We start from the raw sequence: 20242 nt of genomic DNA on the forward strand, positions 1-20242 counted from the left end.
CATCAAATATTCGTCCCAATCGATCTTTTAATGACTTCAACACCCCTCGTTAGCATAATCATTACCACTTATAATCGAGCAGATAAACTTAAGGATGCGATAGAAAGCCTCCTAAATCAAACCTATACGAACATCCAAATTATCGTAGCAGACGATGGCTCAGTCGACCACACTGAACAATTGGTTCGCCATTATCCTCAGGTAGCTTACTATTACAAAGAAAATGGAGGTCAAGCATCTGGGAGAAATCTGGGATTTGAACATGCAGAAGGTGATTTAATTGCAACTTTGGATTCTGACGACGTGTGGTATCCAGAATTTTTAGAAAAGTGTGTGCAAAAGTTGGAAAGAGACAGACTAGACTTTGTTTTTGCAAATTGGGATCAAGAGGTGAAATTTGGAGAAACCTGGGACTTTCTATTGAATGACCCTTATCTTTCTCTCCATCATAAAAATGCAGTGGATGGTTGGGTCACCTTAAACAGTGAGGATTTAAGGTTGGTTTATCTACAATCTTGCCCATCGCCATCTTCCTCCCTCTTGGTAAGAAAAGAAATCATCGCTAGTAAATGGAGAGAAGATTTGCGCATTGGAGACGACTGGTACATGTTCTTAAAAATTGTGCTCACTACACCGCGCAAGGCAGCATATACCTTGGAGCGTTTGTGGAACAAACGGGTGGATGAAATCAATCTTTACGACGGAAGAAAGTGGAGTGAAATTTTAGAGCGTTTATATGTTTCAGATCTAGAAATTTTTATAAAGGATTTTGATCGATTAATTTCTAAGGATGAGAAATTAATTTTACAGCACAAATACATGGACAGTTTGGTAGAACTTGCCAAACACCGACTTGTGAGAGAATTTAATTTTAGCAGCGGACACCATTTGCTTCAAAAATCTTTTTCAATGAACAAGCGCTATACAATTTCGGCCATTCCCAAGGTTTTTTTCAACGCTTTCCGCCGTAAAATTTCAAAAAAATAACAAGGTAGTTTTTCAAAAAAAAATTGACATTCGTCAATTTACGCCGTTTTAGACAAACCTTGAACCAAAAAGGGTAAAAACGTAGTTTCAAAAATACAAAAACCATAGGCTATTGTGCAGACCATGCAATTAGTTAACTATCATTTAATCAGTGTCTTACATATAAAGGCATTCGTTGGATGTTTTATTAAGTCATTTTTATGTCAGATTATTATTTTTTACGTAGTATTTATACTGACGTAAACTACGCTCCTGCGCTGTATTCGCTGTTTTTTTCTCCAAAGCAGAATTTCTTCCATAAAAATTTCTTGGCGTCGATACGAATACTAAAAAATGATGGTTATAATGTCAAACAAAGAAATTACAAAAAACCACCAAACAATGAATATTAAAAAAAGTTTTAAACCCGTATTAAAATTACTGCCAGTTTTTCTCCTTTTAACACTTACCGGATCTTGCAAAAAAGATGATATCCCAATTATTCCGCCTGCAGGAAATGGAAGTGTGACCATCTTAAAGCCAGACTCTACAGGTAACAAACCGGATACAACCGGTAAAGTTCCGCCGGTAACTGCCCCACCCGTAAAGTTACCACCGGTATCTACACCGGCAAGCGGTGAGACAATGGAGGTGGGAACAGGTTCAGGTTCTTTGGTACTTACCAATTTAACAGACAAAAAAATTACCATTAAGCCTGGAACCTATACCGACTTTCAATTCAAAAACTTTAAAAACGTAACCATAGATGGTGCAAATCGGGTAAAAGTTGTGGGCGGCCTTGTTAATTTAACCGTTATGAATGGAGTTACGTTGATGAATTTAAACATAGAGAACAGCTCTTATCGCGCTATTCAAATGTTTGACGAGGCAAACGACCTCATTTTAAAAAATTTAAATATCAGCAATATTAAGGACGTTTGTATTAGTTTTAGAATAGATAAAACATATAATGGACAGCCAAACAGCTTTTCAAATAATATCCAATTAATCAATATAGTGGCAGATAACATCCAGACCTTTTTCGCGGGATCTGGTTCAGTAACAAATAACGGATTTACCGGTTTGATTAAAAATTTTAAGATGAGCAACTGTACCATAAAAAACTCTCCAACGTTGTCAGATGGCGTTTGGTTGGGCTGTGCTGAAGACTACGAATTTTCCAATAATAAAATAAACAATGTAAACAGCAAACAGGGCAACCACAACGGTATTTTTCATGTGATTGGTAATGGAAAAGTATTTAACAATACCTGTACCAACCATCAGGGAAATATGATCCGTGCCTGGATGTGTAGCATCACCAAACCAGGCAGTGTAGAAATTTACAACAACGTGGTATGGAATACCACTAGATATGGTGCATTTGAACTACAAGTACCTCCTTCATTAAAAGAAGAAAGCGCTTTCAAACCTGGGTTTATTGCGAAAGTCTATAACAACACTGTGGGCCAATTGAATACTGGAGCACCGAAGTATTTTGAAGGCAGGTTATTAGATCTTTATGATGTGTACACTTCGGTTGAGGTGTACAATAATCTCCTGTTTAACAACAGAGACAGCGTAATACTAAATAATATGTCGACAAAAGGCAAAACAACGCTGACAAAAAACTCGAACAACATCTATAAAGCAAATGCCAGTGATGCAGTGGAAGACCTCATTAACTTTAGATCACGCATTGCTGGAGTTGGCGCTTCTAGATAAGAATTAAGACAGATGGAGTGGAAAAAATGAGTGGAGGCTAAGGTTAAGGCTAATTAGCAATTCAAAAACTTTCCTTTCTTTACAAGCTGACAAAATTTTACCGAAAGTTCCAATAAAAAAAACCTTTTCCTTCACAATGGAAAAGGTTTTTTTGGCAATTGAATAGCTCAGTGCTCACTTATATGCGCTTTAAATCAATACAAAGAAAAAAATTCAACGATTAATGTGCATTCATGTTGAATTTATATTGCCATGCTTCATAACAGAACGACCATCAAATAGAAGCAGCTAAATCAAGAAACTTAATAATTGAGACTATGAATTAAACAACTGACTTAGCCGTTATCCGAGTGCTCCCTTCTTCAACAACTCCACTGCGTAAGCACATGCACGGGCGGTTAAAGCCATATAAGTGAGCGAAGGATTTTGGCAGGCTGAAGAAGTCATGCTACTTCCATCGGTGATGAAAACATTGGGAATAGCGTGCAGTTGATTGAATTTATTGAGCACAGAAGTGTTTGGATCATTTCCCATTCTAGCAGTACCCATTTCGTGTACGGTTGATCCACCCGGCTTCTTATAGTTAAAAGCATTTATCCCTTTAAAACCTGCCTTTACTAGCATATCAGCAGAAGTTGCTTGGATGTCCTCCATCATCTGATCTTCATTGCCCTTGAAAGAGAAGTCAATCTCCACCAAGGGCATTCCCCAAGCATCAACTTCCGAACTTAAAGAAATTTTATTCTCGTGATAAGGCAAGCATTCCCCCCATCCCGCCATCCAAACCGTCCATGGACCTGGTGTGGTAAGTTGTTGCTTAAAATCTTTCCCAAAGCTCGGCAAACTGTAACTTCTATCTATCCACTCTTGACGCTCTCCATGGCCTTGAAGATTATAGCCCCTCTTAAAAGAAAGCTTTTCTTTCTCACCGTTCAGATTTCTATATCTTGGTATTAAAAAACCTGCAGGTCGCCTACCTTCATAATATTTATCTGTAAAACCTTCGTGGTATCCTGAAGCTCCCGCAGAAGAGTGATGGTCCATTAAATTGTGCCCAAGTTCCATGCTATCATTTCCTAAACCATTTGGAAAACGATTAGAGGTTGATCGGAGCAAAATTGCAGCAGTATTAATGGTCGACGCATTTACAAACACAATCTTTGCAAAATATTCTTCTGTCTTTTTTGTAATGGTATCAATAATACGCACACCCGTCGCGCGTTTCGTCTTATCATCGTAAACAATTTCCGTCACTACTGAAAAAGGTCTTAAAGTTAAATTTCCGGTGGCCATAGCCACAGGTAAAGTTGCACTGTTGCTACTAAAGTATCCCCCAAAAGGGCAACCACGACTACATAAATTGCGGTATTGGCAAGGTCCTCTACCCTTCCATCCTTTACTTAGATTGGCTACTCTAGCTATGGTTAATAATCGGTCGTCGCTATTTTTTATGCTATCTTTTAGATGGTGCTCTATACAATTTAATGGCATCGGGTCTAAAAATTCTCCGTCAGGCAAAAAAGGCAATTGTTCTTTCTGTCCGCTAATGCCCACAAATTGCTCTACATAACTGTACCAGGGTGCAATGTCTTTATACCTAATTGGCCAATCTACTCCATGTCCGTCTTTCGCGTTTGCCTCAAAATCTAAATCGCTCCAGCGATAACACTGGCGACCCCAGGTAAGAGATCTCCCACCTACTTGGTACCCTCTATACCAGTTAAATGGCTTTGTCTGCTTATAAGGATGTTCTGCATCGTTCACAAAAAAAAGTTTATCGCCTGGATCGAACGCTTGACTTTGTACAGGACTTTCTTTAATGTCTTTTGTGCTGTTAAACATCCCGTTTTTAAATTCCCAAGGTTTTAGCAGCGCCGTTGGGTAATCCACCACATGTGTTACATCTCTTCCACGTTCTAACACCAAGGTTTTAAGTCCTTTTTCGCAAAGTTCCTTAGCTGCCCATCCTCCGCTGATACCGGAACCTATCACAATCGCATCGAAAGTGCGCTCTTTAAACTTGTTTGTATTGATATTCATTATTTTGTAGCCCAAGATTTTTGATTCGTTACTAACGGGATGCAGGCGTTAAAATGGCCTGGAATATAATTATAAGCTAAACCCTCTGAAGCGCCCAACTGAGAACTGCAATAGCCTTGTATCGTTAGGTCTTTTAATTTGGTAAAAAATGGTAAGCCAAAAAATTTGCTGTTTATTTTATTTAGCAGTTTGGAATCGTAGAGATCACTTTTTTCAAAATGTGCAACAACATCTACTTGTTGAACAAGGGAACATACAGAGAACGACTTATTAAAATGACGATCACAAAAACGCTCTACCCGTTCCAAACCGCCCAAAAAAAGATTTTGTTCAACGTTTGAGGTGCAGTTACTCAATACGGAAACAATAAACACAGCTACCTGAGCCCTTTTTGCACCAGGGGTATCCGTTTCAGGAATAATGATGTCTGCGAGGTCGGCTATGAGGGATTGCTTGGCCACAAAACTCGCAACATTTGCTTCTCGGTGTAATTCGAACACTTTAACACCTGCATATCCAGCGCCTCCAACGATCCCCAGCGCAAAGATATTTTTAATTGCTTTTCTTCTATTCACTGTTTGATGTAAAAAATTTAAACTAATTTAGCGCTTATTTATGTATGGATCCAAAAAAATGTAATTAATACTTAAATACAAGAGAATTAATACCGCATGATCGATTAAAACCTATTAATGAATTTTTTATCAAAACTAAAAAACGTTCACTTCCTTTCATTGATGGGTACTGGAGGAATGTCGGTGTTGACTTTTATTTTTACAGCAATCCTGTTTCGATCCCTTAGTGTTAGGGATTTAGGGATTTGGTTTTTCTTCCAGACTTATCTCTCATTTTTAGACACCTTTAGGCAGGGGTTTTTGACGACTGCATTTATTAAATTTTTTGCCGGAACCTCCGAAGAAAGGGGACGTGAAGTGATCGGCTCCACTTGGTTCATCGCAACTTGCATTACTTTTGTCTTTTTGGCATTAAACGTTCCTTTCTTATTCTTTTTAAGAGATGTTGGTGACGATAGTCTGCGTTATTTTTTCAAATACTTCTCCATAAATTTGCTTTGCTCACTGCCTATGATTTTGGCTATGTGCATTGCACAAGCCAAATTACGCTTCGACAACCTGCTATACATCCGAATGTTTCAAGTGTTGCTGCTAACTGGCCTATTAGGTGTGCTCATTATTTTTAAGAAAACCACATTAGACCATTTAATGTATGCTAATATTATTGCTGCGTTAGCAACAAGCCTGCTTTGCATTTTTATGGGATGGTCTGGAATTAAATATTTCTTTAAGAAAAAAACAGAAACCATTAAAGAAATCTTCGATTTTGGAAAATACACCGTTGGAACCTCTATTAGCAGTAATTTATTTGGGGTAACAGATACAACCGTACTCAATTTTATGATAGGGCCATCCGCCTTGGCAGTTTACAACTTAGGAAAGAGACTTTTAGAGCTTGTAGAAATTCCGCTGCGAAGTTTCACTGCGACTGCAATGCCGTCACTTGCTGCAGCTTTTAATAGGGGGAGTAAAGAGGAGGTTATTACCATTATGAAAAAGTATATTGGGATGGTCACTATTGGGCTAATACCTATACTTGTCATCTCCTATTTTATTGCCCCTTTCGCTATGGGCATTATTGGCGGTGGTCAGTATAAAGGTACCATTGCTGGGGGTATGGCAGTCGTTATTTTTAGATTATATCTCTCATTTTCTCTTTTATCGCCTTTAGATAGGTTTATGGCAGTTGCCTTGGATGCCATCCATAAACCACAAATTAATTTTTACAAAGTAATTGTTATGGTCGTGGTGAACTTAGTGACCGATGTGCTAGGAGTTCTCATCTTTGGGAACGTCTACGGCGTTGTGGTGGCCACTATTTTCCCAGTAACGGCCGCTATCCTCCTTTCTAATCACCATTTACAGAAATATGCTCCTTTCAAAATAGCCAGCATATACAAACTCGGTTATACTGCATTAGTCGAATTAATTTCGCAAAACATGCCGTGGAAGAAAAAGAATTGTTAGCGGCTAAAATAATTTTTTTGATGATTCAAAAGGCAGCTGTTCCATTTAACAACATTCAAAAATATTTTTAATCCAACTTTCCAGAGAAAAATCGTAGTGGCTTTCATTCTGAATGGGTGCCCTAAGGAAGCCATCAGGAATGACAATATTTTGAATGTCAATAACTAACGCCTGGGTTGGATTAAACGACTTGTCCTTTAATATCCATTTATTAGTAGTCAATACCTTTTTAGAAGCCCCGACACTGTCGATTACTCGCATTGCTAAACCGGTTTGCTTTGCATTGCTCACATCCACAATACATCTCGATTGATCAAGTAGCCTCAAATAAGTTTCTCGATTCATCGGCTTTGTCTTTATTAAATCCCTATCGATCTTAGTCCCCTTTATTCTTTCAATTATATAATACCGAAGTGGCATATAGAAATATACTTTCATTAGCTGATTATTTCTCTTGGCGTATTCAATGAAATTTAAAAGCCCTTTATATCGTTCCGGCAAGTAAGAACCAAAATAGAAAAAATCGTATTTAATCTGATCATCCCCATCTTTTTGCAATGCTTTGACCTCATCAGTATAAAAGGTTGGGCAATATCTAAGTGTAGAAAAATCCTCAACATCTTTGAAATCAAATGAAAGCTTCAAATCAAATTCATTAATAATGTCGTATTGTTTTTCCAGGCCGATGAAGGGACTATTCGCATTTGAATCCCACTGATAATAGATTGTCTTGATGTTAGGATTAATTTTTTTAATTTCCTGAACAAACCAAAGTGGCATCTTAAACCCCCTTATTACGAAAAAATAGTCAAATTTTTCTTTCGATAGTTTTTTAAAGAGTTTTTTATAATAGAAATCTTGGTATTCTTCGATCTTATTAGGAAGAATGCGATTAATAAAGCCATATAAAATACTTGTATCTCTTTCGGGATAAAACTTCACTATTGATCCAAATTTATCTTCAAGCTTGTTGACTATCTCATCGTGATAATGATAAAATTTAACTCCAATAAAAAGTATTTTTTTTCCGGATAGCATTTTATTTTAACATTAATTAATTTAAATGAGTGGACTGCAAATATAAACTTCTATACCGTATTTATATAGGAGATTCATTAGGAGTTAAAAAAAAACTAAAAAATTTATTGATATAACTTTAATTATCTCAAGCAAGCAATCAAAAAATTGGTGAAAGCTTCAAAAGATTAGTATTTTTACCACACATTTTACTTACTCAAAAAATAGTTTCTTTATGTTAAAAGAACCTTCTTGGATTAAAAAATACAACTTTGGTTTTCAAAGTTTTGACGAAATCCCCAAGTCCGTTTTCAGTTCGATCAATTTGAAATTGAGTAAAAACGACACGTCTGCCCCTTTAGTTACGATTCTTATTGCGGCTTGGAATGAAGAAATCAATATCTTAAAAAACGTAGCCAGTTTGGCTGATCAGGTAACTGATATCCCTTTCGAGATCATTGTAGTTGACAACAATTCGAAAGACAATACAAAAAAAACCCTGGAAAATTTAAATATCCGAACTTTTTTTCAAGAAATACAGGGTTGTGGCCCTGCTCGGCAAATGGGCATGGAGCATGCCAAAGGAAAATACATCTTATTGGCAGATGCAGACTGTGTGTACCCTACTTGCTGGTTAGAAGAGATGATCAAATCATTGAGTCTGCCGGGTGTTGCATGTGTGTATGGCAGATATTCTTTTCTATCCGAACCCGGCTTTCCAAGATGGAAATTGTGGATGTTAGAAAAAATGAAAGATGTAATTGCTGAATTGAGACATTTTAATAGACCCTATTTAAATGCTTTTGGAATTAGCATGGGATATGTGACAGAATATGGCCTCAAAGTTGGATACATTATGCACAATACCCGTGGGGACGATGGCAGGTTTTGTTTCGATTTAATGAAGTACGGAAAGGTTAAACAAGTGAAGGCCGATAAAGCGCGGGCTTGGACAGCCCCGAGGACATTGCAAAGGGATGGTACCTTTTCACAGGCATTGATTTCAAGACTCTCTGTCGAGACTAAAAAAATATTTTCGCTGTTCTCCACGCACGAGCCACACGATACAAAAACAAGTAAAAACGAATAATTGACCAACAACTATGGCCGGTAATAACAATCCGTTCGACGAAGTAAGTTTACTCATTACGCATTACAATAGAAGCGAGTCTTTAGAACATCTTCTAGAAAAATTTATTGAGATAAAGTGCAGTTTTGGAGAAATAGTCGTATCTGACGATGGAAGTCAGCCTCAACATCTAGAAAGGTTGCAAGAACTCAAACAAACGTATGAATTTAAGCTCATTTCCACACCAATCAATAGAGGCTTAGGAAACAACATCAACAAGGGGCAAGACGCTGTTACTAAAAAATATACGCTATACATCCAAGAAGACTTTGTACCAAGTGATAAATTCCCGGAAAAATTGCGGGAATCTGTCATGTTATTGGAGCAACATTTTGAACTCGACATTATAAAGTTTTATGCCTATTATGCTTATCCATACTTAAAACCGTTTAACGCAGACTTCGAAAAGATGTTTTTCCCACTACTTGGAAAGGATTATAGTAAAATATATGCTTATACAGATCACCCACATCTGCGTAGGTCTTCTTTTTTTGAAAAATTTGGCAGATACCCTGAAGGTTTAAAAGGGGACGTTACTGAGTATAAGATGTGCATTTCGTTCCTTCAGAATAAAGGACAAGGGTTATTTTACAAAGATTTCGCAAACTTATTGACTCAAAAAAATTCAGCGCATGAGCCAAGTACAATGACCAGGGAAAGTTGGAGAAATAGGCAAAATTTATTTATGAACCTACTCCGCGATACCTATCGTCAAATAAAGTACAACTATGACATCCATTTTATGAAAAAGTTAAAACCTTAAAGACGTCTATTACGTATTAGGTTCAAGGGTTTTTGATTTTTTTACTTAAATCAAAGGTAAGGCAAATTTAAGATTGCCATTTAAACCCCCTTGTCTTTTGATAAATGAAAGAAATAAACAGCAAGGATAATTTAAACCAAACGTTTGCGACCTTTCCTAAAGAGAAGGCATTGGGGGAGTTAATTAGCAACCAGGCAACTAAAACACCCGAAAAAATCGCCATTAAATTTGGCAATTCCAGCATATCTTATAAATCTTTAAATGAAAAAGCGAATCAATTAGCGAATTTATTGATCTCAAACAACATTAAAGTTGGAGACATTATTGCGCTATCACTAGATAGATCTATAGAGATGGCGATATGTTTTCTGGGCGTATTAAAATCTGGCGCAGCATATATCCCTTTAGATCCAAACTTTCCGTTAGAGCGTTTAAATTTTATGCTAGATGACTCGGGCGCCAAGGCATTAATTACCTCCAAAGAGTACAGCCATTTTTCATCGACAGATAGAGAGACATTTTTTCAAGAAGACATTTTTGTTAATATGGACCAGTATTCCAAAGAAGAACCAATTACAGCTGTGAGCGGTAGTGATGTGGTGTACATTCTTTACACTTCTGGGTCTACAGGAAAGCCAAAAGGTGTGCAAATTGAACACCGCAACCTGATCAATTTACTCTTCAGTATCAAAAAATCACCCGGTATGACGGCGGAAGATATATTTCTTTCCGTAACCACCATCTCCTTTGATATATTTGAGCTAGAACTCTATCTCCCGTTGCTATGTGGAGGCCTTTTGATTATTGCAGATAAAGATGCATCAAGAGACGGTTGGAAAATTCTGCAGATCATAAGAGATGAAAGTGTGACTATTTTACAGGCAACTCCATATTGTTGGAAAATGCTGTTGGAGTCTGGCTGGGAGGACTACCTCCCAATTAAGGCTTTTTGTGGAGGGGAAGCACTAAAAAGAAAACTTGCAAATAGACTTATTCCAAAATGCAAGGAACTTTGGAATATGTATGGACCTACTGAAACGACGATCTATTCAACAATTAAGCATATAAATTCATTCGATGAAGTTGTGACCATTGGTAGACCGATAGACAATACCAAAGTGTTTCTTTTGAATGAGTCAACACTTGTCGAGCCTGGTGAAATTGGAGAAATTTGTATCGCGGGGGATGGTGTTTCAAGAGGATATTTAAACAATAAAAATTTAACCGCTGAAAGATTTTTTGAAAATTTCGATCAACACAATGGAATTGATAGACTTTATCGTACAGGTGATCTTGGAAGAATAACGAATGGTGGAGAGGTTTTGTGCCTAGGTCGTTTAGACCATCAAATTAAAATTAGGGGATTTCGAATTGAAATTGAGGAAATAGAGAAAAACTTGACCGCTCTTGAAAACATTGATGATGCTTTGTTAGTTGTCCACACGGATTCATTGGGAAACGAACGACTTGTAGCTTACGTCATCAATAATATAAAAATTTCGGGATCCGAATTAAAAGAATGTATAGAGTCTTGGGAAAAGACTTTAGTTCAGAATTTACCGGACTATATGATGCCGCAAGCCTATCATCCAATTGACTTTTTCCCATTAACACCTAATGGCAAAATTGATAAAGAGGCTCTGCCTGAGCCGATCTTTAAATCTGATCTAACGATTTATGAAGCTCCTGAAACCGATATTGAGAATAAATTAACTGAAATTTGGATCAAATATCTTGGGTTCGAAAATATTGGGGTGAATGACGACTTTTTTGATCTAGGTGGTCATTCAATCATAGCAGTCCAGATAATGACACAAATTGAGGTGGAATTTAAGGAGCGATTGCCAATTTCTACTTTTTTTCAACATCCCACCATCAAAAAAATCGCACAATTATTTGGAAAAGATCATCCGCACTGGAATTGGAAAACCTTAGTCAAAATTAAGGACGGAACAGGCAAAAATCCGTTATATTTAATACATGGAATTGGCCTTAATGTATTAATATTTAATAATTTGGCTAATAATTTAAATTCCGACCAACGCGTTTATGGTTTGCAGGCGATTGGATTAAATGGTTTGGACGCCCCACTTGATAATTTTGAAGAAATTGCTTCCCAGTACATTGGGGAAATGCTAGAGGAAAATCCCGACGGTCCTTTTTGTCTGTTAGGCTATTCCATGGGTGGTATAATTGCGCTGGAGATGGCAAAGCAATTGAAAATGCTCGGCAAAGAGGTCACAATGCTCGGGATGATTGACACAAACCTGAAACAGTATGATGGAAATACTCGGTCTATGATACTATTTAATAAATTTAGAAGGCAGTTTCCAAAAGCGCTTTTTACAATAAGGTCTCTCTTTAAGCACCCAATAAGTACCATCCAATACCAGTATTCGTTTTTTAAGTTGAAAGTAAAAAATGTTTCCGTGAAGAATAGTTTGCTCAAACGAGAAGTATTTGACGACAATTTACCTAAATACATGAGCGACATAGTGGAGAAACTATGGGTCGCTATGGAAAATTATAAAATTACTCCATACGACGATAAAATATTTCTGTTTAAAGCGACAAAGAGGCTCTATTACATAGATGATTTTAAATATTTGGGATGGAAAAAATATGTTAGGAAAGAAATTATAGTGAAGGATGTGCCTGGAGACCATAAGGTAATGCTATTGATGCCGAATGTAATTCAGTTTGCAGAAATTTTGCAGAAAGTATTAAACCAACTCTAGAACTATGAAAAAAGCTCCGTTGTTCCTAGCATGTGTATTCCTTGTGTTGGCATTCGGGTGTAAACATGGAATTCCATCTTATGGAAATAATCACCAGGCGGGAAAATATTACAAAATAAGGGGAATAAAGCTGTATTGTGAAGTATATGGTATTGGTAAACCATTACTTATGATTCATGGAAACAATGGAAGTATAAATACATTTCAATACAACATACCTCATTTTACCGAAGACTACAAAGTCATCGTTGTGGATGCGAGGGGACAGGGAAAATCTATTTACAACAAAGATTCTCTAACTTTTGAAATGATGGCTGATGACTATGCTGATTTATTAGACAGCATGAATATCGACTCAACAGATGTTTTGGGATGGAGCGATGGTGGAATATCAGGGCTTTTACTTGCCATGCGTCATCCAGAAAAAGTAAAGAAACTTGCAATCTCAGGAGCCAATCTTTGGCCAGATACCACAGCGGTAGCAGCTGCAGATTGGAGAAATAACATACGCGACTACGAGGCACTCAAAATTAGAAATAAAAAAACCGAATCAGAATTAAGGGATATGAGGATGCTTCACTTGGATTTAACTGAGCCGCACATATCCTTGAAAGAACTTCGTAAAGTTAAATGTCCCGCGCTGATTATTTGCGGAGATCACGACTTAATTAAATTGGGTCACACTCAGTTAATATTTGAAAACATTCCACAAGCCCATTTGTGGGTCATTCCAAATTCTAGTCATTATACATTGATGGAGCATCGAAGGATATTTGACCTCAGGGTGGATGACTTTTTTTCAAGGCCGTTTAAAGATGCCAACGTAAATGTATTGGATTATAATAATTATTAGGGGAACACGAAATTAATAAGCGATATGCAGCCAGTGTTAATCCAGTACAGGTAGTGGCATAATTCAAGCGCTGATAAAAGAAAATCCTTCACCATAATTTATGATTAGTTAAGCGCGTAGATAAATGTCTAACTCATTTAAAATATCATAGTCTACTGTACTGTCAAACTTTCGCGCAAAAAGGTATGGAGAATTAGTGATTAAATTGAAATCTGTATTTCTAAAAATGATTGGATTAGGGCTTCCCGCTCGCCAGGTAATTAATCTCAGGTTATTATTCACTATATCATCTTTGAAAGGTGAATCCATAAGAATAGTCGCGATCAGAAATTCGTCGGGTACCCAAGTATATTTCAAAAAACGAAAAAGTTCAACGTGTTCATACTTAAATTTTATCAAATAACGCGCGCTTGCCTCGGTAATGGTCCACCAGGTCGAATCACTACTTCCATATAGCTTTACAGCAAGGGGGAAAGTTCGTTTAGGGGCTAAAAAATTTACTAAATTCTGTAATACATATTTCCCCTTAAATCTTAAATCGGTAAAATGGTATTTTTCGAATCTTGTTACCGCATGAGCCCACCAGTCCTTTTTGCCCTCTCTATCGTAGGAGATAAAGTTTTTACCTTTGTTCGCGGAAAGGAAATCAACAGCTTGCTGTATAGGCTTAATGGGATAATCCTGCCCACTCATCAAACTATAAAAATCATACTTTTCCCCAGAATCTAAAATCTCTTCCAATGCGATCAAATAAGCATTAACAAAACTAAACCCTCCCCAATTGCATAATGTTCTTTCTCGTATGAACGTAACATTAGTCAATTTTTTTAAGTCGGAAAATGAAGTGATGTCAACTTTTTTATCGACATGAATATAAAAGTGAAAACACGGATGCTCCATCGCCTTTATCATGCGTTCCAATTGTAAAGGTAATTTTGAAGCCATAATTAGTGTGGCAACCTTCATAATTTTCTTATTGTTTCCTCTACAGCAGCATAAATTAAACTTACTGAATTCTCCCAGGTGTGAGAGTGTGAAAAATTAATCCTTTCCAATCTTTGCGTTGCGTTTTCGTTTCCTAACAGCTCAGTAATGCCTAAAATATATTCTTCCAAGCTCTCGGCTAGGTATACATGTTCGGCAAAACTTAACATAGTTTCCGTCTTGGTCGCAATCGTCGGTTTTCCTAACGCTAAATATTCGTCTATTTTTCGGGGATAATTTCCAATGGTCAGTTCATTTAACAATTGTGGATTAAAGCAAACATCGAATGAATTTATATACAACGGAAGTTGCTCAATTGGCTTTGCCCCCAAAAAATGAATGTTTTTTAGTTCATTTAATGGACTTCGTTTAAAATCTTCGTCTTCTGGCCCCACCAACACTATTTGCCAATCAGGCTTTGATTTTGCAATGCCAATGATCAGTTCTATATCTAACCTTGCTACTGTGAGTGCTCCAACATAGCCAATGATAGGATATTGGATATTTTTTACATCGCCGGCTATTAATGAGGTATCTAACTGGTCGAACAATTCAAAATCGCAGCCCTGCCCTACATTATGCGAGTTTTGATTGTATCGACTGCAATAATTTGCTAGAAAAGCTGAATTTGCAACGCATAGATCGCTTTTAGCAATGATTTTTGGTTCAAAGGTTTTACCGTGTTTTCTAAAATAATCGGTAGCCAACATATTGTCTCTAGAATAATAGATGCTAAGCTCTGGCTTTAACAATTCCTTAAGATAGAGACTCCTAAACATATCACTATCATTAAAAAGGATAAACTGCTCAAAACCTAATTTTATGAGTGCATTTCTAATGGATTTAGAAAATCTATTGTTATTTATTCTATTAAAAAGATCAAATAGTCCATCCATCGGGATCCAATTGATAGACTCAAGGAGTACATCCGGATAAAGTTCATATAGATTTTCTGCTACCTTCACAAGGCCATTCATTTGCCCCTTTATCACTTTAATCCTTTTTTCAATCTTAGGATCAGACTTGGACTTCCACTTACTTATGCGATCTAAGGGAGAGTTGACGTATAAAACTTGGTTATGCTTGGCAAACTCCAAGGCAATATTTTTACAGTTACTCCCAATTTCGGTATCCCAAGCTTGTTGTCCAACGATAACGATGTTTTTATTTTTCAAATCAAACTAATTTAACAACAATTGCGAACACTAGTTTTTCTGTACTTCGGAGGCAACGACATGAGTAGTTGCGACCGACTTTTTGTTTGCATTACGCGCGTGCAATAGCGCGGCAATTTGTAAAACAATAAATTTAGGAATATTAACTAAAGATTTATACACCTTCTTGTCCGCACGTCCATGAAAAAGTGCGATGTAGAATCCCAAAACGAACAATGCAAGCGCAATAACCCACGCAACTGCAACAATAGGGTTAAATATGAGATTAATGACAAAACAGAAAACCGATAGCAGCAAAAACATAAATAAGGGAGGCCTAAGCAACATAAACCCAAAAATAGCTTGGTTCCTATTAAATTTCTTTAACCCTCGCCAAAAAATATTGAACCCAAATGTAAAATATTTGAACCAGGTATTGATCCACCTTGCACGTTGATTAACCAGTTGGCCAGAATTTGCTGTTTTCTCATCGTAGACAATGGCATTCTTCGCAAATGCAATGCGCTTACCACGCAATAAAATCTGAGCTTGTAAGACTTTATCGAAACCAGCACCTTCTAGAACTGTATGTTCAAAACACCTTTTATATAAATCTACTGTAAATGCCATCCCCGAGCCTGCTAATGTTGCGGACGAACCTAACGCAAACAATACTTCCCCATCATAAAAATGATAATAATAATCTCTAGCTGAGTCTAATGCGGCCAAAGTGGTGGATAGGTCTTTTGATTTCCGAATGCCTTGAACTGCTTCAAAACCATTGTTAAAATAGACATTTAGCTGCCTCAAATAATCTGGCTCAACCAAATTATCGCTATCGATGATCGTTAACAACTCATGATTTCTTCTAAAATGAGCAATGGCATAAAAATGCGATTTTACATTGTTAGCTAGAATTTCTTCAGGTCTGAGGAGCACGACTCTGTCATCGTCAAATTGCAAATGACTAACATCACAATTATCGGCAACAATATAAATGAGGTAATTGCTGTATTCTAATTCCAACAACGATTTAACCACTGAGGGAAGGAGATCCGTTTGCTGATACGCAGTAACGATTATCGCATAATCGTATCGCTGATCAGTGTGAACAAGTAAATTGGATTTCCCTGAAATTCTGTAAAAAAAATAAAGGATTATTGGAACGACCAATTGGTAACCAAGTAAAATTTGAACTAAATACCAGACGTATGCTACCATTCTTCGTGCGTTTGATTTTCTTCCTTTCTATAAAATTGCTTATATCCCTTATAAAAGGCGTATACAAAAGCAATAATTCCCGGCATTATAAATATTTCTACAGGCATTCTAGAGTATTATCAGTTATTGGTAATTGGTTAATAATCGATTGCCAGATTATCCACTTTCTCAATTGGATCGTCATCTAAACTCGGACTCTTATAAATAAATACCCAGGATAAATACACAATAATTGATGTTGGCATAATGTTAATGACCTCATTTCCGTAGCATCCAACCAATATACCAGCAAAACCCGCTGTTAATGCAATGATTTTCACACGCAACTCACTGTTCCTAATGGTCCAAGCAATGGCGCAGCACTTTCCTAGGATAAACATCATAATGGTAAACCAGATCGTTAACCCGACTACCCCATACATCACCCAAATTTTTACAAAATAGCTATCTGGTTGGATAGTTGACAAATACTTGTCACTATTATACAAATTACCATTGTAGCCTAAAATCCCTAATCCTCCTCCAAAGGGAAGATCTGCCATTAACACACTTAACTGTTGCTGAGTCTCAAAGCGGACATTAAGAGAAGCATCTTGAGGATTTAAAGCACTACGCAATCTATAAATCTGATAATTTCCATCGCCAATATGTGTAAACTTTAACGTCCCTAAAGCTAGGACACCAATACAGCCGCCTAGAATAAGCACTTTCCAATTTTTGCTTAAAAGAATGGCCATAAAAGCCGCGACGAAAAAAATAAATAATGCCCCTCGGGTTCCTGATATAAGCATCCCGTATAAATTTAAGGCAGCGCATACCAGATATAAAATCTTCTTCCAAATTTTCATCGGCGCTAATGCCAAGACTAATGCCATTAAACCAATATGAGCCTGAGATGCTCCAAATTGACCTGCGTCACTATAGAATGAGAATACCCGCAATCTACCCCAAAGCAGATGGGTACTTGCGTGTGCCCTAAGAAAATCAGCTTCACCGGGGAATAACCCTATATACAATTGCTTTATCCCGTTCAGTGTAGCAAACGTAGAAAACATTAAAATGATAACTAAAAAGACGTCTAAGTCTTTCTTAGTTTTAAATACAGCCAAACCCAAAGCTACCATTGTAAGCGGATACAGGGCTGTCGTCCTAATCTCATTAACCCAGCCCATAAATGCGGCTCCTGGATTAAAAACTTCCAACAAACTTACTGTAAACCAAATAAGCAAGATGTAAAATAGATCCGTGTTGGTTTTTCGCCAATCATCACCTGAACCTTGAACTAATGTTGCGATAAAAATTAGAACTAGGAAAACTTCTATAAAAACGCCGTAAGGCAAACCTCCTACCTCGCGACCAAAAATTCCAAAAACGAAGCAATAAACTAATAAAATAAAAAAAAGAGTTCTTTGCATGCCCTATCGGTAAAGTTTGTAAATAGGAAGTATAATGTTAAGCGGACTTACTGTTATCAACCATATTTAATACCCATCCTAAAAAGTCGGGCTGACCTTTAATATATTTAATGTGTGCGTAATCACGCTCAGAAACGCTAGTACCATATTGAAAAACTCCAATATTCTTTTCTGTAAACAACAGCCACTCTTTCGAAATATTTACATCCTCCAAGCTATTCACATCTATAATAATAATATCGAATTCATTTCTTAAAACATCAAATCCCGCGCGCAGGCTTACTATATTTTGAATTTCCAACAGGGAATTACGCTCGCTGCTCTTGTTCATCACTGTAATTAAATCATCCGTGTGAAATTCTTTCTTTACCAAAAACGATTGGAAAGAAGTTGCAGTACTTAAGCTCTTATCTTTAGAAGCTTCAAATGGTTGATCTCCAGCAATTAAAAGAATCTTTTTGCCAGTCATGGCAAATGCATAGGCCAAACTGTAACTCAAAAAAGTTTTACCCGCACCGTTGGCCAAACTTGTTATCCCTAAAATCTTAGCGTCATCTGCTTCCATTTTATTCAAAATATCAAACCTAATAGACCGCAAGTGATCTCGATACAGTTCATAACCTTTATCATCGCTTTTATCGTTCCAGATATTTCTAGGAATTCTTTCGTCCCCACCAATTAAATTTACAATTCCCAAAGTTGGTGATTTAGTAGCCAATTCTAACATTCGAGGGGTTTTGATCGAATGATCTGCCATAAACATGCCTAAAAAGACAGCTATGGTTAGGAAAAAAGATCCAATCCCTGCACCGGCAAGAAATAGTACTTTCTTCGATGGCAAAGGATTCCCCACTAAGCCCATCTCTGCAATCTGCAATTTTAGCCCTGTCCGCTGTTCAGTGATGTTCTTATTGTATCGATCTAAAGAAGCGGTATAATCTTTGGTGGCAAGCTCTGCATCTCGTTCGTAATTTTGGATGTCTGCATCATAGGGTACCATGCTGCTGTATTTCCCCCGGAGGCTCGCCAATTCATTATTTATGGTGCTCATGCTGCTTTTCGCCTGCTGAATTTCAATCTGCAAATTAGTTCTTTGTTGAACAAGTGCCTGCTTAGAAGTTGTTGGGTCGTAAGCGTTGTTATCAACACTTTGATTGCTCTTAGCAGAGATCAATCTCGTTAGAGAGTCTATTGATTTTTGATCTCCTATCTTAAAACCATTGTCTATAAAGCGTTCATTTGCCGCCTGCAACTTTTGCTTAAGCGCTACAATTTCTCTATTATCAGCCCTAGAATTTCCATCTACATACACATCGCCCCCCTTAAGTTTCGTGTTTATAACAGATAACGCACCTAGGCTAGATTGTATTTTTTTTAAAGTTTCTGCCCGTTCGCTTTCATAATTGGTAATCTGAGCAAAAACAGTTGCCGACTGTTCGGAGAGATTGAGCACCCCTTTGCTCCGCTTAAAATCAGCAAGCGCATTGTTCTTCTGATTCATAACCAGCTCTTTCTTCTTCACCATAGAATCTAGCAGTGCCAACGACGTATTTTGATTGATTGACACGTCTGCCCCGTAATTTGCTATAAATTCTGAAGCTAAATTATTAACGACGAAAACTGATAAGTTCGGGTTGTCAGACTTGTATTCAATGTCTATGAAATCGCTAATGTCCTCATGTGTGATGCTTAATTTTTTCTGCAGAGACTCCTGATCGTAGCCCATAGATTGAACCAAGTCATACAGTCTATATTTTCCTTTATTGTTTGTAATGGTCAAGATGTCTCTTTTAAGCAACTTTTCTTGAACGATGCCTGCTACCTCTGTTTTCTGTGACGCAGATAGAGAATCTAATTGTTTGCTCGCTTTCTTAAAAGCCGCTTTTGGATTTTGAAGATCGTGCAGAATAAGGTTATAGGATAAGATATCAACAGTTCTCTTCATTTGAAGTTTATCCATGATGTTCTTAAATTGCTGACTTATCTGAAAAAAATCAACCGTCTGATCTGAAATGATTTGTTTTGAGGGATCCAACAAACCAGTAGCAATACTCGCCGTAGAACTGTATTGTTTAGGTAGATTTTGAACTGCGAAATAGGTTATAATAACAGCAACAATAGGAACTAAAATTACGACCCACTTATACCTGCCTATAAACCTTAAAAAAGCTTTAATATCCATTTAAAAAGCGCCT

15 protein-coding genes are annotated in these 20242 nt (G+C 37.1%); 7 read left to right on the top strand and 8 right to left on the bottom strand.

Going from position 1 to position 20242, the window contains the following annotated elements; genetic code table 11:
• The first annotated feature begins 30 nt into the window (after positions 1–30).
• Both ACVWYG_RS00945 and ACVWYG_RS00950 read left to right on the top strand, forming a co-directional pair.
• Positions 31–987, top strand: coding sequence for a glycosyltransferase family 2 protein (locus ACVWYG_RS00945; protein ID WP_457268249.1), 957 nt, complete (start codon positions 31–33; stop codon positions 985–987).
• 381 nt (positions 988–1368) lie between these two features.
• Positions 1369–2691 carry a hypothetical protein gene (locus tag ACVWYG_RS00950; protein WP_457268250.1) on the top strand — a complete coding sequence of 441 codons (1323 nt, stop codon included), beginning with the start codon at positions 1369–1371 and terminating at the stop codon, positions 2689–2691.
• Positions 2692–3033: 342 nt separating this feature from the next.
• On the opposite strand, the gene ACVWYG_RS00955 is transcribed toward ACVWYG_RS00950, so the two are convergent.
• Entirely contained in the window at positions 3034–4731 is a 1698-nt protein-coding gene (locus ACVWYG_RS00955; RefSeq protein ID WP_457268251.1) for a GMC oxidoreductase, read from the bottom strand.
• Positions 4731–5306 (bottom strand): gluconate 2-dehydrogenase subunit 3 family protein, encoded by a 576-nt coding sequence (locus tag ACVWYG_RS00960; RefSeq protein WP_457268252.1) that lies wholly within the window; start codon positions 5304–5306, stop codon positions 4731–4733. The genes ACVWYG_RS00955 and ACVWYG_RS00960 overlap by 1 nt, the downstream gene beginning before the upstream one ends.
• Positions 5307–5423: 117 nt before the next feature.
• Here ACVWYG_RS00960 and ACVWYG_RS00965 point away from each other — a divergent pair, with 117 nt between their 5' ends.
• Positions 5424–6773, top strand: coding sequence for a lipopolysaccharide biosynthesis protein (locus ACVWYG_RS00965; protein ID WP_457268253.1), 1350 nt, complete (start codon positions 5424–5426; stop codon positions 6771–6773).
• A gap of 45 nt (positions 6774–6818) precedes the next feature.
• Here ACVWYG_RS00965 and ACVWYG_RS00970 read toward each other — a convergent pair whose 3' ends face one another.
• Positions 6819–7811, bottom strand: a complete 993-nt coding sequence (locus tag ACVWYG_RS00970) for a hypothetical protein (protein WP_457268254.1) — start codon at positions 7809–7811, stop codon at positions 6819–6821.
• 214 nt (positions 7812–8025) lie between these two features.
• Between ACVWYG_RS00970 and ACVWYG_RS00975 the strand changes: the two genes are divergently transcribed.
• The 4 genes from ACVWYG_RS00975 to ACVWYG_RS00990 all read left to right on the top strand — a co-directional run bounded on the left by ACVWYG_RS00975 (position 8026) and on the right by ACVWYG_RS00990 (position 13273).
• Positions 8026–8880, top strand: coding sequence for a glycosyltransferase family 2 protein (locus ACVWYG_RS00975; protein ID WP_457268255.1), 855 nt, complete (start codon positions 8026–8028; stop codon positions 8878–8880).
• Between the two features lie 13 nt (positions 8881–8893).
• Positions 8894–9682, top strand: a complete 789-nt coding sequence (locus ACVWYG_RS00980; protein ID WP_457268256.1) for a glycosyltransferase family 2 protein — start codon at positions 8894–8896, stop codon at positions 9680–9682.
• A 104-nt stretch (positions 9683–9786) separates the two neighbouring features.
• Entirely contained in the window at positions 9787–12420 is a 2634-nt protein-coding gene (locus ACVWYG_RS00985) for a non-ribosomal peptide synthetase (protein WP_457268257.1), read from the top strand.
• A 4-nt stretch (positions 12421–12424) separates the two neighbouring features.
• Positions 12425–13273, top strand: coding sequence for an alpha/beta fold hydrolase (locus ACVWYG_RS00990; protein ID WP_457268258.1), 849 nt, complete (start codon positions 12425–12427; stop codon positions 13271–13273).
• Positions 13274–13381: 108 nt separating this feature from the next.
• Here the strand turns inward: ACVWYG_RS00990 and ACVWYG_RS00995 are convergent, their stop codons facing one another.
• The 5 genes from ACVWYG_RS00995 to ACVWYG_RS01015 all read right to left on the bottom strand — a co-directional run bounded on the left by ACVWYG_RS00995 (position 13382) and on the right by ACVWYG_RS01015 (position 20229).
• Positions 13382–14239: a beta-1,6-N-acetylglucosaminyltransferase gene (locus ACVWYG_RS00995; RefSeq protein ID WP_457268259.1), complete on the bottom strand. Its 858-nt coding sequence runs from the start codon at positions 14237–14239 to the stop codon at positions 13382–13384.
• A complete protein-coding gene (locus ACVWYG_RS01000; protein ID WP_457268260.1) occupies positions 14236–15432 on the bottom strand; it encodes a glycosyltransferase in 1197 nt (398 codons plus the stop codon). Before ACVWYG_RS01000 ends, ACVWYG_RS00995 begins: the two co-directional genes overlap by 4 nt.
• A gap of 30 nt (positions 15433–15462) precedes the next feature.
• Positions 15463–16632: a glycosyltransferase gene (locus ACVWYG_RS01005; protein WP_457268261.1), complete on the bottom strand. Its 1170-nt coding sequence runs from the start codon at positions 16630–16632 to the stop codon at positions 15463–15465.
• A gap of 137 nt (positions 16633–16769) precedes the next feature.
• Positions 16770–18047 carry an O-antigen ligase family protein gene (locus tag ACVWYG_RS01010; RefSeq protein WP_457268262.1) on the bottom strand — a complete coding sequence of 426 codons (1278 nt, stop codon included), beginning with the start codon at positions 18045–18047 and terminating at the stop codon, positions 16770–16772.
• 37 nt (positions 18048–18084) lie between these two features.
• Positions 18085–20229: an exopolysaccharide transport family protein gene (locus ACVWYG_RS01015; protein WP_457268263.1), complete on the bottom strand. Its 2145-nt coding sequence runs from the start codon at positions 20227–20229 to the stop codon at positions 18085–18087.
• Positions 20230–20242: the final 13 nt, after the last annotated feature.

It is taken from the genome of Pedobacter sp. UYEF25 (assembly GCF_054061655.1).

Bases quoted from the DNA above. Each gene is read 5' to 3' on its own strand.
- ACVWYG_RS00945 (WP_457268249.1), top strand. From the start codon at position 31: ATGACTTCAACACCCCTCGTTAGCATAATCATTACCACTTATAATCGA.
- ACVWYG_RS00950 (WP_457268250.1), top strand. From the start codon at position 1,369: ATGAATATTAAAAAAAGTTTTAAACCCGTATTAAAATTACTGCCAGTT.
- ACVWYG_RS00955 (WP_457268251.1), bottom strand. From the start codon at position 4,731: ATGAATATCAATACAAACAAGTTTAAAGAGCGCACTTTCGATGCGATT.
- ACVWYG_RS00965 (WP_457268253.1), top strand. From the start codon at position 5,424: ATGAATTTTTTATCAAAACTAAAAAACGTTCACTTCCTTTCATTGATG.
- ACVWYG_RS00970 (WP_457268254.1), bottom strand. From the start codon at position 7,811: ATGCTATCCGGAAAAAAAATACTTTTTATTGGAGTTAAATTTTATCAT.
- ACVWYG_RS00975 (WP_457268255.1), top strand. From the start codon at position 8,026: ATGTTAAAAGAACCTTCTTGGATTAAAAAATACAACTTTGGTTTTCAA.
- ACVWYG_RS00980 (WP_457268256.1), top strand. From the start codon at position 8,894: ATGGCCGGTAATAACAATCCGTTCGACGAAGTAAGTTTACTCATTACG.
- ACVWYG_RS00985 (WP_457268257.1), top strand. From the start codon at position 9,787: ATGAAAGAAATAAACAGCAAGGATAATTTAAACCAAACGTTTGCGACC.
- ACVWYG_RS00990 (WP_457268258.1), top strand. From the start codon at position 12,425: ATGAAAAAAGCTCCGTTGTTCCTAGCATGTGTATTCCTTGTGTTGGCA.
- ACVWYG_RS00995 (WP_457268259.1), bottom strand. From the start codon at position 14,239: ATGAAGGTTGCCACACTAATTATGGCTTCAAAATTACCTTTACAATTG.
- ACVWYG_RS01005 (WP_457268261.1), bottom strand. From the start codon at position 16,632: ATGGTAGCATACGTCTGGTATTTAGTTCAAATTTTACTTGGTTACCAA.
- ACVWYG_RS01010 (WP_457268262.1), bottom strand. From the start codon at position 18,047: ATGCAAAGAACTCTTTTTTTTATTTTATTAGTTTATTGCTTCGTTTTT.
- ACVWYG_RS01015 (WP_457268263.1), bottom strand. From the start codon at position 20,229: ATGGATATTAAAGCTTTTTTAAGGTTTATAGGCAGGTATAAGTGGGTC.